The organism is uncultured Rhodococcus sp., assembly GCF_963525155.1.
GTDB lineage: Bacteria > Actinomycetota > Actinomycetes > Mycobacteriales > Mycobacteriaceae > Rhodococcus_F > Rhodococcus_F qingshengii.
Window position 1 is genome coordinate 1 of sequence record NZ_CAURKP010000123.1, and the last position, 16,273, is coordinate 16,273.

At 62.7% G+C, this 16,273-nt stretch carries 15 protein-coding genes; 5 read left to right on the forward strand and 10 right to left on the reverse strand.

Annotated features, from left to right (window positions below; all coding sequences use genetic code 11):
• Together RWT78_RS20865 and RWT78_RS20870 are read right to left on the reverse strand one after the other, a co-directional pair.
• The coding region (locus RWT78_RS20865) for an alpha/beta fold hydrolase (RefSeq protein WP_314677857.1) at positions 1-1,122 on the reverse strand (1,122 nt) is incomplete at its 3' end.
• Positions 1,123-1,200: 78 nt separating this feature from the next.
• A complete protein-coding gene (locus RWT78_RS20870; RefSeq protein WP_003940101.1) occupies positions 1,201-1,968 on the reverse strand; it encodes a MerR family transcriptional regulator in 768 nt (255 codons plus the stop codon).
• A 175-nt stretch (positions 1,969-2,143) separates the two neighbouring features.
• On the opposite strand from RWT78_RS20870, the gene RWT78_RS20875 reads away from it, so the two are divergent.
• The 4 genes from RWT78_RS20875 (at position 2,144) to RWT78_RS20890 (ending at position 5,629) form a co-directional block, all read left to right on the forward strand.
• The gene (locus tag RWT78_RS20875; RefSeq protein ID WP_003940070.1) at positions 2,144-3,094 is read left to right on the forward strand and encodes a TauD/TfdA family dioxygenase; all 951 of its coding nucleotides are present in this window, start codon (positions 2,144-2,146) and stop codon (positions 3,092-3,094) included.
• Positions 3,095-3,236: 142 nt separating this feature from the next.
• Positions 3,237-4,367: an ABC transporter permease gene (locus tag RWT78_RS20880; RefSeq protein WP_269611393.1), complete on the forward strand. Its 1,131-nt coding sequence runs from the start codon at positions 3,237-3,239 to the stop codon at positions 4,365-4,367.
• Positions 4,364-5,050 (forward strand): ABC transporter ATP-binding protein, encoded by a 687-nt coding sequence (locus RWT78_RS20885; RefSeq protein ID WP_003939803.1) that lies wholly within the window; start codon positions 4,364-4,366, stop codon positions 5,048-5,050. Before RWT78_RS20880 ends, RWT78_RS20885 begins: the two co-directional genes overlap by 4 nt.
• Before the next feature lie 27 nt (positions 5,051-5,077).
• Positions 5,078-5,629: a TetR/AcrR family transcriptional regulator gene (locus RWT78_RS20890; RefSeq protein ID WP_007732757.1), complete on the forward strand. Its 552-nt coding sequence runs from the start codon at positions 5,078-5,080 to the stop codon at positions 5,627-5,629.
• 9 nt (positions 5,630-5,638) lie between these two features.
• Here RWT78_RS20890 and RWT78_RS20895 read toward each other — a convergent pair whose 3' ends face one another.
• Positions 5,639-6,013, reverse strand: coding sequence for a nitroreductase family deazaflavin-dependent oxidoreductase (locus RWT78_RS20895; protein WP_314677864.1), 375 nt, complete (start codon positions 6,011-6,013; stop codon positions 5,639-5,641).
• 110 nt (positions 6,014-6,123) lie between these two features.
• Between RWT78_RS20895 and RWT78_RS20900 the strand changes: the two genes are divergently transcribed.
• Positions 6,124-6,777, forward strand: coding sequence for a TetR/AcrR family transcriptional regulator (locus RWT78_RS20900; protein WP_314677867.1), 654 nt, complete (start codon positions 6,124-6,126; stop codon positions 6,775-6,777).
• On the opposite strand, the gene hutG is transcribed toward RWT78_RS20900, so the two are convergent.
• The 7 genes from hutG to hutH form a co-directional block, all read right to left on the reverse strand.
• Positions 6,774-7,742, reverse strand: a complete 969-nt coding sequence (hutG, locus tag RWT78_RS20905) for a formimidoylglutamase (RefSeq protein ID WP_042926100.1) — start codon at positions 7,740-7,742, stop codon at positions 6,774-6,776. The two genes, RWT78_RS20900 and hutG, sit on opposite strands and share 4 nt — an antisense overlap.
• A gap of 23 nt (positions 7,743-7,765) precedes the next feature.
• Positions 7,766-8,956 carry an imidazolonepropionase gene (gene hutI, locus RWT78_RS20910; protein WP_314677871.1) on the reverse strand — a complete coding sequence of 397 codons (1,191 nt, stop codon included), beginning with the start codon at positions 8,954-8,956 and terminating at the stop codon, positions 7,766-7,768.
• A 37-nt stretch (positions 8,957-8,993) separates the two neighbouring features.
• Positions 8,994-10,667 carry a urocanate hydratase gene (gene hutU / locus RWT78_RS20915; protein ID WP_314677873.1) on the reverse strand — a complete coding sequence of 558 codons (1,674 nt, stop codon included), beginning with the start codon at positions 10,665-10,667 and terminating at the stop codon, positions 8,994-8,996.
• A 42-nt stretch (positions 10,668-10,709) separates the two neighbouring features.
• Positions 10,710-12,146 carry a cytosine permease gene (locus RWT78_RS20920; RefSeq protein WP_003940251.1) on the reverse strand — a complete coding sequence of 479 codons (1,437 nt, stop codon included), beginning with the start codon at positions 12,144-12,146 and terminating at the stop codon, positions 10,710-10,712.
• A gap of 203 nt (positions 12,147-12,349) precedes the next feature.
• Positions 12,350-13,714 carry an FAD-binding oxidoreductase gene (locus tag RWT78_RS20925; protein ID WP_007732738.1) on the reverse strand — a complete coding sequence of 455 codons (1,365 nt, stop codon included), beginning with the start codon at positions 13,712-13,714 and terminating at the stop codon, positions 12,350-12,352.
• A 16-nt stretch (positions 13,715-13,730) separates the two neighbouring features.
• The gene (locus tag RWT78_RS20930) at positions 13,731-14,804 is read right to left on the reverse strand and encodes a histidinol-phosphate transaminase (RefSeq protein ID WP_314677879.1); all 1,074 of its coding nucleotides are present in this window, start codon (positions 14,802-14,804) and stop codon (positions 13,731-13,733) included.
• Positions 14,801-16,273 (reverse strand): histidine ammonia-lyase (gene hutH, locus RWT78_RS20935; protein WP_314677881.1); only part of this gene is annotated, 1,473 nt, incomplete at its 5' end. The genes RWT78_RS20930 and hutH, both read right to left, overlap by 4 nt.

Consider the following 16,273-nt stretch of genomic DNA (forward strand, 5'->3'; position numbering starts at 1 on the left):
TGCCTGCATCAATCCCGTCAGCTGGGGATGGATGTTCTCGACGGTCTTGCCTGCGGCGAGATCGCGCAACTGAACCAATACCTGTGCGAATGCCTCGCTCTCCTTCTCGGTGTCGCCGGTTCCGTTGACGTACATCAGGAATGGAAGGACGTGATCGTCGACGGCATGGTCACCGATCTGTATCGGAGTGGTGGCCGCGTCCGAGATCAGCTTCTCGATGAGGGCGCGAACTTCGGCGGGCGTCGATCCGAGTGCATAGGTGGAGTTGTGTTCTGCTGCCCACTGCGAGAATCCGTCGATCGCTTTCTCGTTGGCCGGGCCCATGTCCTGGAACATCTCGTATCCGTATTTCTTCGGATCCGGTGCACTGTCGAGAACCACACGGTCGATCCTGTCCGGGAACATTTGAGCATAGGTTGCACCGAGGTATGTACCGTACGACCACCCGAAGTACGACGCCTTCTCCTGGTCGAGGGCGCCACGAATCACGTCGAGGTCTCGGGCGATGTTTTGAGTATTGATGTGCGGCAGATAGTCCGGGTACTTGTCCCAGCATGCGTCAGCGGCCTCGCGTGCGAGCGCAACACTCTCGTTCCATCCCTCGTCCGTGGTGCCCGGCGACCGCATCCATGTCATCTGTTCGACGCCGCAGTCGATCGGTGTGCTCTTGCCGAGTCCTCGGGTGTCCATGCCGATGACGTCGTATGCCGCTGCGACTTCCGGTGTCATGCCCGCATTCAGAATCTCGGGCAATCCCAGTCCTCGGCCACCCGGGCCACCAGGGTTGGTGAGCAGGATCCCTCGTCGCTGTGCGGGGTCGGTGGATGCGACCCGCGAGATCGTCACTTCGATCGTTTTGCCGTCAGGGACGGAATAGTCCAAAGGTACTGTGACCATGGCGCATTCACTTGCGGCCGACGTTCCGGTGTCTGTGGCGCATGGCCCCCACTCGAGATCCTGTTCGTAGAACGCGCTGAGATTCGATTGTGGATCTTCCTGCGGAGTAGCAGGATCCGAGCACGCCGCCAATGCAGGTACGGCGAGCGCGGCAGCGGCGATTGTGGTAGCCAGCCACCTTCGTGATCGAGGCATGCGTGATCTGGGCATGGTGAATCCAGTCATTGTCGTGTCCTTGCGTTGAGCCCATTTTCGGGCAGTGTTGGTCACCCCACTTCGAATGTGGGGGTTAATCAGGGTTTTTCAGAGGCGGGATTGACGGGCGGCGAACTCCGCGGCCACAGCCTTCGCGAATCTTTCCTGGGTGACGGTTCGTCGATCCGCTTGGTGTTCGCGCAGTACCGCTACCAGCCGGGTGGGGGAAGCGTCCTCCGGTGCAGCCTGTTCGGGTAGCACGCTCTCGGTGAAGTCGCAGAACTGAATGGCAAGGGCCGCAATCGTGTCCGCGTCAGCCGGTGCGTCGGCGAGGGCATACATGCGAGTTATCAATTCGATGGCCTGCTCGCGGTTCGGCTCGGCCAATACCCGGCGATGGGCGGACAGGAGTGAATCGCAGACCTCGGGATCGCCCCCGGAGACCGTGAGTGCGAGGATCAGAAGTTCACGCTCGTTGTCGATCCACGCTGTCGGCGCACCGGCAACGACGTACTGTGCGAGCACTTCCGAAAACGCGTCGGGTAGTTCAGGATCGGCATTGCGGCGTAGCGACTCGATGTGCGCACGCTGAACAGCGATCTGTTCGGCCTTCGTCGCCAATTCCTTGTCGAGGGCATCGAGTGCGGACCGAGTGTCGTGAGCGTCGCCGTCGAGTAGTTCGGCGATCTTGGCAACAGGAATCCCCAGATCGCGCAGGCGGCGGATGCGACTCAGTCGTGCCAGGTCCACCGCCCGGTACATGCGGTAGCCGTTGGGTTGGCGTTGTGGTTCTTCGAGAAGGCCGTTCGAGTGGTAGTAGCGCACGGATCTGACGGTGGTGCCGGCCAATTTGGCCAGCTCGCCGATGGTCATCATCGCCCTGCCCTCCCGTGATCGAATCGGATTCCGTCTGTGAAAACCATTCTCCAACCTTGACGCGGCGTCAGGGTCAAGATTCGCGCCGGAGAACGTGACCGTTGACACTTTAAGGAGGCGGACTTAATCTGACTTTTGTCCTTTACGACATCGTCGATTTCGAGGAAGTGCCCTGATGGCTACCCTTTTTCCTGCGGCAACAATCTTTCCGATCCCCACCGACCCGCTTGCTGCGTACGGTCCACTCGTTGCTCGCCGGAATCCCGAGTCGGTAGATCCGGCACCGTACGAACACCTTGCGGTCAAGGCGGTCGCGCCGACGATCGGAGCGGAAATCTCCGGTATTCGACTCGGCGGGGGTCTGTCTGATGCCGTGATTGCGGAACTCCGCCGAGCTCTCCTCGAATGGAAAGTCCTCTTCTTCCGCGATCAGGACCTCGACCGAGCGGAACATCGAGCTTTTGCCGAGCGTTGGGGCGATCTCGAACAGCATCCGTTCTTCAAGTACACGCAGCCCGGGCAGACGGACGTCGATGTCACGACACTGGCGAAGGATGCGATGGTCGGCGGAGTCGAGAACAACTGGCACAACGACGTTACGTGGCACGAGTTTCCTTCGTTCGCAGCAGTTCTTCGTGCGGTGGAGGTGCCGGAGGTGGGTGGTGACACTTTGTGGGCCGATACTGCAGCTGCCTACGATCTGCTTCCTGAAGACATCAAGAAGCGTATCGACCCGCTTGTTGCAGAACACGATTGGATCAACTCGTTCGGCAGGTCGATGCCGGTGGATGCGGTCGAGATGTTGCGTCCGAAGTTCCCCGCTGTGCAGCATCCGGTGGTTCGGATCATTCCGGAAAGTGGCAGGCGGGTGTTGTTCGTCAACATGACCTTCACGCAACGGATCTTGGGTGTGTCAGAAGAAGAATCGAACGAACTTCTCACGATGCTGTATCGCCACGTCAATCGTCCGGAATTTCAGGTCCGTTTGAAGTGGGAGCCGAATACTGTTGCCTTCTGGGACAATCGGACCTGCCAGCACTACGCGGCCAGTGACTACTTCCCGGCTCGTCGTGTGATGGATCGAATCTCGATTGTCGGGGATCGACCGGTGGGCGTCGGGGGCTGATACGACGCTCAGCGCCTCGAGTGTCTACTACGGGAAGTAGTAACGCACCTCACATAGTTTTTCGACGCCTTGTCGATATGATTTCGACAAGACGTCGATAAAAGTCGGCGTGACTCGTATCGACGACTTTGGAGCTTCCCGAATGTTCCTCGCCCTGCGTGAACTGTGGTTTGCGCGAAATCGATTCCTCTTGATGGGTGCCGTGGTTGCCCTCATCTCGATCCTGATGGTGATTCTGTCCGGCCTCTCGTCCGGACTGGTAAATGACGGTGTCTCCGCTTTGCAGCGGACGCCGATTCAGGCGTTTGCCTTCGCGCCGGACACCAAAGCCGACTCGGCGTTTTCGCGCTCGGTCGTCACCGAGGAGCAGGCGCAGGCATGGCGTATGCAACCCGATGTCCGAGACGCCGAGCTCTTCGGCAACATGATCGTCAATGCAAAAACTCGCAGTGGCACGCCTGTCGATCTCACGCTCTTCGGCATCGAACCTGGCTCCTTCCTCGAGCCCGTCTCCGCCGACGGGAGGGGGCTGCATGCCGACACGGACATCATCGTCAGCTCTACCTTCCGTGACGACGGTGTTGCGATCGGTGACACCGTGATACTCGATCGACTCGGCACGGAGCTGACAGTTGTCGGATTCACCGAAGACAAGCGCACTTTCGGTCACGTCGACGTCGCCTACCTGCCCCTGCGTACTTGGCAGGAGGTTCACGCCGGTGCCAAGATCGGCGAAACCGCCAATGCCAGTGCCTATTCCGAAGCAAGTGTTGTTGCGATTCGGGGCGTTGGTGGCGCGTTGCCGGACCTCGTGTCGGGCGATGCGGCGGCGGGAACGTCCGCAAAGACGCTCGAGGAATCTTTCGACTCCTCACCAGGCTTCTCTGCGGAAATGATGACAATGTCGATGATCAAGGCGTTTCTGTACGCGATTTCGGCGCTGGTGGTCGGTGCATTCTTCAGTATCTGGACGGTTCAGCGCGGTCGTGAACTCGCAGTGTTGCGCGCGATGGGAGCCTCTACCGGCTTCCTGCTTCGTGACGGCATGGCGCAGGCACTGGTAGTGCTGCTTGGTTCCATCGGCCTCGGTGTGTTGCTGGGCTTGGGGCTCGGTTCGGGGCTCGAAGGCGGGGGGATGCCGTTCGCCCTCGAGTCCGGCCCAGTCGTCAACGGCGCAGTGCTCTTGGCGGTACTCGGGCTGGTCGGCGCAGCCGTTGCCATCGTCCGTGTTACCCGTGTCAACCCGCTCACCGCATTGGGAGAAAACCGATGACCACAGTCGAAAAGACCACAACCGGATTGGTATTGACCGCTGTCAGTCTTCGATTCGGTGACGGTGACTCCACCGTGCTCGCCCTCGACAACGTGAACCTCGAGGTCTCGTGCGGCGAACTTGTCGCGATCGTCGGACCGTCAGGCGCTGGAAAGTCGAGCTTGCTCGCTGTGGCAGGCGGACTCGGTCGGCCGTCGAGTGGAACGATTGTCATCGACGGCGTGGACGTGTCGGCGATGCCGGCCCGTGCTCTCGCCAAACTTCGACGAGACAAGGTCGGCTTCGTCTTTCAGTCCGGCAACCTGATTCCAGCGCTGACGGCGCGCGATCAGCTTCGGCTGATTCCCAAGCTCACGGGGCGGCCGGGTCGCGATCCCGAGGAATTGCTCGACTCGGTCGGTATGAGCCACCGTGCAGATCGTCGACCCGGTCAACTCTCCGGCGGCGAACGACAGCGCGTCGGTATCGCTCGGGCATTGATGAGCAATCCCTCGCTACTGCTCGTCGACGAGCCGACGGCTGCTCTCGACCGCAAACGCAGCCATGAGGTGGTCGAACTGCTCTCGCGCGAAACTCACGAGGCAGGCGTCGCTACGATCATGGTGACCCACGATCACGACGTGCTCGGGCACTGCGACCGCATCCTCGAAATGGTTGACGGTCGGTTGCGTCAGAGCGAGTAAGCCCGCGAGGGGACTGGAGGAGATTCGGTGCCGAGGATCGATGCGCCCACTGTGGTCGAGCATCGTGCTGCTCAGCGCCGTGCTCTCCTCGACGCTGCACACGCTCTTCTGTCCGAGGCCCCGGACCGGCCGCCGGGGCTCGGTGAGGTGGCAGCGAAGGCAGGGCTCGCCAGGTCGAGTGCCTACCACTACTTCCGGTCCCGGGAAGATCTCCTCAGTGCCGTCGTCGAAGACATGTTCCCGCGCTGGAACGACAAGATCGTCGAGGCGATGGCAGGCGCAGACGATCCGGTATGGGCGTACGTCGAGGCAAACCTCCAACTGGTTGCCGACGGGGAGCATGCGATAGTCGGAGCGCTGGCGACGCTGACCCCGCAAACATTTCGAGATTCGCGGATCATGGAAATGCACGACAGTCTTGTGCTTCCGCTGGTCGAGGCCCTTCGCCTCCGTGGCGTGTCGGACCCGAAGCTCACCGCCAAGTTGATCAACTCGCTGGTGCATACGGGTACTGAACTGATCGAATCCGGTTGCAGCATGGACGAAGTCAGGTCCGCCGTGCGTGAGGTCCTCGCGTGACGGGCACCCTCAGGCCGTAATCAGATCCATCCGAAGGTACTCGGTGATGCGGAGCAGCCTCGGGGGTCGGGACACGTCTGAGGAAAGTGCTTGAAATGCTTCGTCTTTCGCGACGAGACGTGGGGTGCCGAGGCTCACCTCCGTCTCGTCGACCGACAGTCGAGCGCTTCCCGCTTCCAGGACGTTCTGCACCCAGTCCGAGCCTGATCCGTACACCAGAATGAAGACGTAGCCACCCTCGACCGGATAGGCGTCGAGGGGCGTCCGGTAGGTCGTGCCGGATGTGCGTCCGACGTGAGTCAGTACCGGCCATTTACCGCTCGAAATTGCACGCGGGTTGAACACTCGCTTGTTGACATGTCCCCACCATCTCGGCATCGGCATTGCGATCTCCCTTCGCGAGCGCCTTACGAATGTAAGGCTGGCTTACACCTGTAAGGGTGACTTACGCATGTAAGGTTGTCAACGTATTCGTTCCGCCGAGGGGAGTCTGTGTGTCACGGCAACCGCGACAGTCGCTGAACAGGACTCGCGTGATCGAGGGTGCGATCCGCGTTGCCGACGCGGGTGGTGTCGAGGCCGTCACGATGCGACGGGTGGCCCAGGAGCTGGGCATCGAGGCGATGTCGCTCTACCACCACGTGCCCAACAAAGATGCGATTCTCGACGGCGTCGTCGATGCGGTCTTCGAGGCGATCGACCTGCCCGACAGTGAGTGTGTGGATTGGCGAGACGCAATCCGTGGACGCGCCTTTTCTGCTCGCACAGTCCTGTCGCAGCACCGTTGGGCTCTCGGTCTGCTGGATTCGCGACGCAGCCCTGGCTCGGCGACCCTGCGTCATCTCGACGCTGTGCTCGGAGTCCTCCGGAAGGCCGGGTTCACGCTCCCGATGGCCGCCCACGGAGCCTCGCTGATCGACAGCTACATCGGCGGATATGTTCTCCAGGAGGCGAATCTGCCGATCAGCGGGCCCGTCGACGTCGAAGAAGTTGCGAGTGACATCCTCGAGCGCCTTCCGGCTGAAGAGTTGCCCTTCCTTCACGAGATGATCGTCGATCACGGTCTGAGTCCGGCTTACGACCACACGAGTGAGTTCGCCTACGGTCTCGATCTCATCCTCGATGCGCTCGAGGCGCGCCGAGGCTAGCGCTGAACCGGCACGTGCTTCGTGACTATCCGGTGGATCAGACGAGCAGCCGTTCGGGCAGTGCGATTGTCGACATCGAGGCTCGGGTTCAGTTCGGCGACATCGAGAACCGCGAGTTTTCCGCTGGACGTGACTCGGTCACATACGTATTGGATGGTTTCGAGGCTGACTCCGTAGGCCGCAGGTGCGCTGACGCCCGGCGCCACAGCTGCAGGCAGGACGTCGAGGTCGATGGTCAGGTAGACCAGATCGACGTCGTCGAGGAAGTCTGCGAGGAACTGATCCACGACGCCTCGGCCGATCGCTCCGCATTCTTCGTCGAGCAGATAGCGAACACCGAGGCGGTGAGCCGTGTCGAACAGTGCCGTGGTGTTGCTCGGTTGGCTGATTCCGATCACGCTGTACTGATGCGAGGTGCCTGCCGCGGCTTCGTCCTCGGCGATCTGACGAAAGGGTGTGCCGGAGCTGGGTATCGGATCGCCCCGCAGGTCGAAGTGCGCATCCAAGTTGAGGATTCCGAGTTTGGCTCCGGCGGTTCGCAACTCGGAGCCCGCGACGCCGAGGTATGTACCGTAGGCGATTTCGTGTCCTCCCCCGAGAACCACGGGGAAGTGTCCCGAATCAAGCGCAGCGCTGACGGCGTTCCCGAGTGCGGCTTGACCGGCCTCGAGTTCTTCACCCGACACGGCAACGGTTCCGGCGTCCTGAATCTGCAGTGGTTCGGCCAGCGCCATGGAAGCCAACCCGGCTCGCAAAGCGTCGGGGCCATCCGCGGCGCCGCGGCGGCCCTTGTTGCGGCGGACTCCTTCGTCGCTGGAGAATCCGATCAGAACACAGTCGCCGGGAGCTGTTTCGGCTGAATACGGTTGCACGGCATGATGCCACCGCAGATGCTCGGCAGTGGTGCCGTCGGAGCGCCCGGTCCACGGCTTGGGTTCGATGTCGACTGCGATCTGATGTGCCACGACGGCCTCCCGGTGAGTGTATTTCAGTAGCTTGTGGCGAGTGCGCCGTTTTTCCAGACCTCGCGCACCAGAGGGACGCCCGGGCGGTAGGCGAGGTGGAGGTACGACGGTGCATCGAGCGCGATGGCGTCGGCACGTGTTCCGAGAGAAAGGGTTCCGACGTCGGTGCGCTGCAGCGCCCGGGCGCCTCCTGCAGTGGCTGCCCAGACTGCCTCGGCGGGTGTCATGTGCATGTCTCGCACCGCAATTGCTATGCAGAACGGGAGGCTGGTGGTGTAGCAGGTGCCGGGATTGCAGTCGGCGCCGAGAGCTACGGCGACGCCGGCGTCCAGCAGTGCGCGGGCGTCGGGGTACTTGTTGCGGGTGGAGAAGTCGGCGCCGGGCAACAGTGTTGCGACGGTGGAACTCTGAGCCAGGGCGTCGATGTCCTCGGCGGTGACGTAGGTGACGTGATCGACGGACGCGGCTCCCATCTCGACGGCGAGCTGAACTCCTGGCCCTTCGCCGAGTTGATTGCCGTGGACGCGGGGGATCAGTCCAGCGGCGACGCCTGCGCTCAGGACTGCATGTGCCTGTTCGCGGTTGAACGCGCCTCGCTCGCAGAAGACATCGATCCACTTCGCGTGTGGCGCACAGGCAGGGATCATCTCGTCGCACGCCATGGCGACGTAGTCATCGGCGCGACCGGCATATTCGGGTGGTGGAACGTGGGCGGCCAGCAGTGTGACCTCGTCGGTGAACTGTCCGGCGATCAGTGCGCTGCGTAGTTCGCTCTCGGTGTTCTGCCCGTATCCGGTCTTGCATTCGACGGTTGTGCTGCCGGAGCGCAGGGATTCGTCGAGTAGGCGTCGAACATTGGCCTGCAATTGTTCGTCGGTGGCCGAGCGCGTCGCTTCGATGGTGTTGCGAATACCGCCGGCGGCGTACTTCTCGCCCGCCATGCGAGCTGCGAATTCCTCGGCCCGCTCGCCACCGAACACCAGGTGCGAGTGACTCTCCACGAATCCGGGGAGCAGGGCCCGACCGCCGATATCCTGACCGATATCGGCAGCCGGGGCGTCGGCGGAATCGCCGACCCAAGCAACAACGCCCTCGTCGAAAACGATTGCCGCGTCGTGTCGTACGCCGAGCTTGCCCTCACCCAGAGTCGGGTCATTGGTGACGAGGGTTCCGATGTTGGTCAGAACGGTGGTTCGAGAACCATTCGTGGTCAATGTAATTCCTAACTCAGGGTGAGGTGGTGGAGCTGTTTCAGTTCTCGGTCATCGGGATGCGGACGCCGCGGGTGGCTGCCGTGTCGATGGCGTGGTCGTATCCTGCATCCGCATGCCGGATGACACCCATCCCGGGATCGTTGGTGAGAACTGCTTCGAGCTTCTTGGCTGCGAGTTCGGTGCCGTCGGCGATGCACACCTGTCCCGCGTGGATGGAGCGCCCCATCCCGACGCCGCCGCCTTGGTGGAGTGAAACCCACGAAGCGCCGGACGCGGTGTTGACCAGGGCGTTGAGCAGCGGCCAGTCGGCGATCGCGTCGGACCCGTCGATCATCGATTCGGTTTCGCGGTACGGCGAGGCGACCGATCCGGAGTCGAGGTGATCGCGGCCGATGGCGATCGGTGCGGAGAGCTCGCCCGAGGCCACCATCTCGTTGAACTTGAGGCCGGCAAGGTGACGCTCACCGTATCCGAGCCAGCAGATGCGAGCCGGAAGGCCTTCGAAGGCAACCTTTTCGCCGGCCATGGTGATCCAGCGGCGCAGGTGCTCGTTCTCGGGGAAGAGTTCGAGGATGGCCTTGTCGGTGGCCTCGATGTCCTTGGGATCACCCGAGAGCGCCGCCCAGCGGAAGGGGCCGAGGCCTTCTTCGAAGAGCGGACGGATGTAGGCGGGAACGAATCCGGGGAAGTCGAATGCACGGTCGTAGCCGGCCTTGCGGGCCTCGTCGCGGATGGAGTTGCCGTAGTCGAATACCTCGGCGCCGGCGTCCATGAATCCGACCATGGCCTTGACGTGTGCGGCCATCGCGTTGCGGGAATCTTCGGTGAACTTCTGCGGATCCTTCGCCGACATGGTCTTCATGTCGCCGAAGTCGATGCCGATCGGCAGGTAGGCGAGGGGATCGTGCGCCGAGGTCTGGTCGGTCACGATGTCGATGGGGGCCTTCATCTCCAGCAGCGCCGGGAAGATCTCTGCCGCATTGCCTTCGAGGCCGATGGAGAGCGGCTTCTTGGCATCGCGTGCCGCGGTCGCCAGTTCGAGCGCGTGCTCGATGCTGTCTGCCTTGGTGTCGAGGTACTTGTGGGCGATACGACGGTCGATGCGGGTGATGTCGCAGTCGACGCAGATCGCGACGCCGTCGTTCATAGTGACGGCGAGAGGCTGAGCGCCGCCCATGCCGCCGAGACCCGCAGTGAGGGTGATCGTTCCGGCGAGTGAGCCGTTGTAGCGCTTCTTCGCGATGGCGCCGAAGGTCTCGTACGTACCCTGCAGGATTCCCTGGGTGCCGATGTAAATCCAGGAGCCTGCGGTCATCTGGCCGTACATGGTCAGGCCGAGGTCTTCGAGACGGCGGAACTCTTCCCAGTTCGCCCAGTCACCGACCAGGTTGGAGTTGGCGATCAGCACTCGCGGTGCCCACTCGTTGGTGCGGAAGACACCGACCGGCTTGCCGGACTGCACCAGCATGGTCTCGTCGTTCTTCAGCGTCTTCAGCGTGGCGACCATGGCGTCGAAGGCAGCCCAACTACGCGCTGCGCGACCGGTTCCGCCGTAGACGACGAGGCTGTCCGGGTGCTCGGCAACATCGGGGTCGAGGTTGTTCATGAGCATGCGCAGGGCACCCTCCTGCTGCCAACCGAGCGTCGTGAGCTCGGGGCCGCGGGGAGCACGGACGGGGCGCGGCTCGTGGCCGGGGGTGCTGATTTCCATTGTGTTCTCCTAGCTTGCTGAAGTTCGAAAGACGTTGGGGGATCAGACGCGAGAGTCGGTCATCGCGGTGTGATCGGGGTAGATCATCGACGAAGGGGGATTGCTCGTGCGCTTGGCGAGTGGGTAATAGATCAGCCCGGTGAACACGATGCCGACCAGCCACGAGATGTCGGCGCCGCCGAGCATGTCCGTGACGGGGCCGGTGTACATCTTCTGGGCGAGGAACGGGATCTGGGCGAGAACGCCGGCGGCGTAGCAAGCCAATGCGGTGAAGTTCCATGCACCGTATCGACCGTTGACGTCGTACAGCGCCGGAATGTCGATGCGTTCCTTGGAGATCAGGTAGTAGTCGATCAGATTGATCGCACTCCACGGCGTGAACACCATCAGCAACACCAGGACGAAGTTCTTGAAGTTGTCCAGGAAGTCGGCGCTGGCGGCGATGGCGATCAAGACCGAGACCGCAGTGAAACCGAGGATGTAGAGGGTGCGCGCGGTGCTCGAGATTCGCGACTGTCCGTTGAAGGCGGTGACGGTGGTCAGGATCGACATGAATCCGCCGTAGGCGTTGAGCACGTTCACCGTCAACTTGCCGACCAGGATGACGAAGTAGATGAGGAAGGCGATGGCAGCGGGTCCGGCCAGATCTCCCATGAAGCCGACCTGGTTACCCAGGAACGCGTCGCCGGCGCAGGCCGCGACGAGAGCGCCGAAGGTCATGGACCACTGCGATCCGATGACACTACCGAGGAACGTCGACCAGAACGTGGTGCTCTCGGAAGTGCTGCGCGGCAGGTAACGCGAGTAGTCGGCGACGTACGGGCCGAAGGTGAGCTGCCAACCGGCACCCAGCGAGATCGCGAGCAGGAAGGTGACTATGTCGAAGCCCTTGATGCCGACGTACGAGGCGACGTCGTACTCGAGGAACAGTCGAACGGCCAGGTAGGAGAATCCGACGATGCCCACGACGGTGGCGATCCTGCCGACGATGTGGATCAGCTTGTAGCCGGTGACCGCGACGAATGCGGTGAGGAGACCGAAGACGACGATGCCGACGGTGGGGCTGTCGATGTGCAGGATCTTGTTGACGGCCTGTCCGGCCAACACGGTGCCGGTGGCAGCGAAGCCGAGGTACATCAGGATGACGAGAACAAGCGGTACGACTGCTCCCTTGACGCCGAACTGGGCGCGACTCGAGATCATCTGGGGGAGACCCATACGCGGGCCCTGGGCGGAGTGAAGCGCCATGACAGCGCCACCGAAGATGTTGCCGATCAGAAGTCCGACGATCGCCCAGATGGCGTCCGCGCCGAATACGACGGCGAGAGCGCCGTCGACGATTGCAGTGATCTGCATGTTGGCGCCGAACCAGAGAGTGAACTGGCTGCGCGGGGTGCCGTGTCGTTCTGCATCCGGGACGACGTCGATAGTGCGTCGTTCCGGAGTGAGGATGACCTCGGCCGGTCCATCGTGAGTCATAGGCCTGTCTTTCTGCTGCGAGCCCGTCGAGCGACGGAATCGACGTCGGGGTATTGCCCACCTTCTTCGTGCTTGGTGCTTTGCGCCTTGTGCTTTGTGCGCTGGGTCACTGTCACTGCGGATAAATGTATATGCCTGTATATACAGGCGTCAATACCCGGGACCCGTTTTCGCGTAAATGCTGTGTAACACCACGCGAGAAATCAGAAACCCTTACCCGGGTTGAGGATTCCGAGCGGGTCGAAGGCAGCCTTGATCGATCGGTGCAGTTGCATGCTGTCCTCGCCGAGCTCGAGAGAGAGCCAGCGACGCTTCAGAACGCCGACGCCGTGCTCTCCGGTCAGAGTTCCGCCGAGTTCGAGAGCACGCCGGAAGACCTCGTCCGCGGCGGTCCACACGGCTTCGGGGACCGAGCCGTCGGCAGCGCGGTCGAAGACGAAGGTCGGATGGACGTTGCCGTCACCAGCATGCGCGACAGTCATGATCTTGACCATGTGCTCGGCGGCCGCTCGGTCGATACTCTCGAGCATGTCGGGCAGTTTCGACCGCGGGACCCCGACGTCTTCCACGAGACATTGCCCGAGTCGTTCGGAAGCCGGATAGGCGAGTCGGCGAATCTCGAGTAGCTGTGCGGCTTCTGCCGCGTCCTGCGAGACGGCGACAAAATCGGCGCCCGCCCTCTCGAAGTGTTTCTGCATCGCCGCGGCTGCTGCGTCGGCATCGACCCCGTCGGCCTGTGCGATCAGCATCGCGGCGGTGTTGTCTTCCAATCCGATTCGTTTCCAGTCGTCGACTGCGCGCAGCGTTGCTCGATCGATCAGCTCCAGCAGGCTCGGTCCGATCCCGTCGCGAACGACCGCGGCAACTGCGTCCGCTGCGGAGCGGAGAGAATCGAAACTGCCGACGACGGTGACCGGTGCTCTCTTGGGCTTGGGCTGCAACTTCAGCGTGGCACTCGTGACGACTCCGAGTGTTCCCTCCGAACCGACGAGAAGACTGGTCAAGTCGTATCCCGCAACACCTTTGACGGTCCTTCGGCCTGTCCGCACGATCCGACCGTCGGCGAGCACAACCTCGAGACCCAGGACTGAATCGCGGGTGACGCCGTACTTCACGCAACGCAGTCCACCGGCGTTGGTGGCGATGTTTCCGCCGATCGTGGAGATCTCGAAACTGCTCGGATCAGGGGCGTACATCAGCCCGTACTCGTCTGCTGCTCGACTGATGTCGGCGTTGATCACCCCGGCTTCCACGACAGCGAGTTGATCGTCCGGATTGACCTCGAGAATCGAGCGCATGCGAGTGGTCGAGATGACCAGGCAGCCCTCGACGGCTGCCCCGCCGCCCGCCAAACCGGTTCCCGCACCGCGGGTTACCACCGGGACACGGTGAGCAGTAGCCCATTTCAGAGCCTCGGAAATGTCGGCCGCAGTTTCGGCGAGCATGACGGCTACCGGATGGCCGGGTTCGGCGAGATGGGCCTCGTCACGGCGGTACGAGTCCATTACCGCAGGGTCGGTGATCAGGCGACTCGAACCGATCGACCGAGCAAGTTCGTGGACGGACATTCTTTTCTCCAGTCGGTCAAAGGTTGTGTGCGAGTGCATCCACAGCGGCGATCACGGCGTCTTCTGCTGCCCGCTCACCTACGGTCACCCGCACTCCCTCGCCGGGGAACATCCGGACCGAGACACCCTGCGCGACGCAGGCCGCTTCGAGTGCAGAAGCTCTCTTGCCGAGAGGGATCCACACGAAGTTGGCACCGCTCGGGACCGTCTCGACGCCGCGCAGAGCCAATTGCTCACGTAGGTGAGAACGACCCGCGGTCACCGTTTCGACTATCGAATCGGTGTGTGCCGGATCGGTCAGGGCCGCGCAGGCCGCGGCCTCGGCAACGGCGCTGAGCCCGAAGGGCGGTGCAGCGCTGCGAAGATCCGTTGCGATCGCCGAGTTGGTGACGGCATAGCCGGCACGAAGTCCGGCCAATCCGTAAGCCTTGGAGAAGGTTCGGAAGACGACGATGTTGGGAAAGGCTCGAAGCAGGTCGACGCCGTCGACATCGCTGGTCGCGAACTCCCGGTAAGCCTCGTCCAGAAGGATGAGGACGTCACCCGGGATCGAGCGGGCGAACGCGACGAACTCGGCGGTCGAGAACTCGCTTCCGGTCGGATTGTTGGGGTTGCAGACGAGTACTGCGCGGGTCCGCGGAGTCACGGCTGCCGACATTGCACTCAGATCGTGCCGATGTTCGGAATCGAGTGCGACGGGTACACCGCTCGCCCCGGCGATTCCGATCAGTATCGGGTACGCCTCGTAGCTGCGCCACGGGTAGACGACTTCGGTGCCAGGGCCCGTGTATGCGGTCAATACCTGCTGGAGCAGTGCCAACGACCCGGCGCCGACCAGTACCTGGTCGTCGCCCACGCCCAGACGGTCGCTCAACCGGGCTATCAGTGTGTCGCCGAACAGCGACGGATACAAGTGTGAGTGTGAGGCCGCGAGATTGACGGCCTCGAGAATGGCCGCCGAGGGTGCAACCGTCGACTCGTTGCTCGACGCCCGCCACCGAACCTGCTCGAGGCCGGCGGCTTTGGAGTATCGAGGGAGCGCTTCGATTTCGGGTCGGGGGCGAGGCCTCAGCGCACCGGGCGCGCTCATGCCAGGGCGCCGATCGCGTTCTCCGCGGCCGCAACAAGTGCACCCGATGCCGCCAAGTCCACCGCGGCCTCGATCTCGGGGGACAGGAAGCGATCGGTACCCGGCCCCTGCACCTTCTCGCGCAGGGTCCGAAGGACGGCTCCGGTGGCGGGGGAGGGCTCGAGTGGGGAGCGCAAATCGATTCCTCTTGCTGCAGTCAGTATCTCGATCGCGAGAACTCGGGTGAGACCGTCGATGGACCGGCGGAGCTTGCGTGCACCCGACCATCCCATGGAGACGTGATCTTCCTGCATGGCCGAGGAGGGAATCGAATCGACACTGGCCGGGCTCGCGAGTCGCTTGAGTTCGGACACGATGGCAGCTTGTGTGTACTGCGCGATCATCAGTCCGCTGTCGACACCGGGGTCGTCGGCGAGGAAGGGGGTCAGACCGTGATTGCGTGCTACGTCGAGGAAGCGGTCGGTTCGGCGTTCGCTGATCCCCGCGACATCCGCCGTCACGATGGCGAGGAAGTCCAAGACGTAAGCCACGGGAGCTCCGTGGAAGTTACCGTTCGACCGAACCCTTCCGTCGAGAGTGACGACGGGATTGTCGACAGCACTGGCCAATTCGCGCCCGGCAACCAGTCGGGCGTGATCGACGGTGTCGCGTGCGCCGCCGGCGACCTGCGGTGCGCACCGCAGTGAGTACGCGTCCTGAACTCTGGTGCAGTCAGGGCCCGCATGGCTGGCGACGATCGGGGAGTCGGCAAGCAAGCGCACCATGTTCGAGGCGGCCGCGCCCTGTCCGGGGTGGGGGCGAAGCGCCTGAAGATCGGCGGCGAACACTTGATCGGTGCCGAGCAAGCCCTCGACGCTCATAGCGGCAGCGATGTCGGCCAACTTGAGCAGATGATCGAGATCGGTGATCGCAAGGGCCAGTTGACCGAGCATCCCGTCGGTACCGTTGATCAGTGCGAGGCCTTCCTTCTCGGCCAGAACCACCGGTTCGAGACCATGGGCAGCCAATGCCGTTGCCGCATCGGTGAGTTCACCGTCGGCGGTGCGGACGGAACCTTCACCGATGATTGCCATCGCCACATGCGCCAGTGGTGCCAGATCTCCCGAGCATCCGAGGCTGCCGTATTCGTGCACCACCGGGGTGATGCCTGCGGTGAGTAGGTCGGCGTACGCCTGTGCGACTACAGGGCGCACTCCGGTCCGCCCGGTGGCGAGCGTCGACAGACGCAGAAGCATCAAGGCCCGGATCACTTCGCGTTCGACTTCCGGTCCCGAACCTGCCGCATGTGAGCGGATCAGGCTGCGCTGCAACTGTGTCCGCAGATGCGCCGGAATGTGCCGGGTGGCAAGTGCGCCGAATCCGGTGGAAACTCCGTAGACCGGTGTGGGGTCTGCGGCCAGGGCTTCGATGCGTGCACGAATTTCGGCGATCGCGGCCAGTGATCCCTCGGTCAATGCAACGCCGTATCC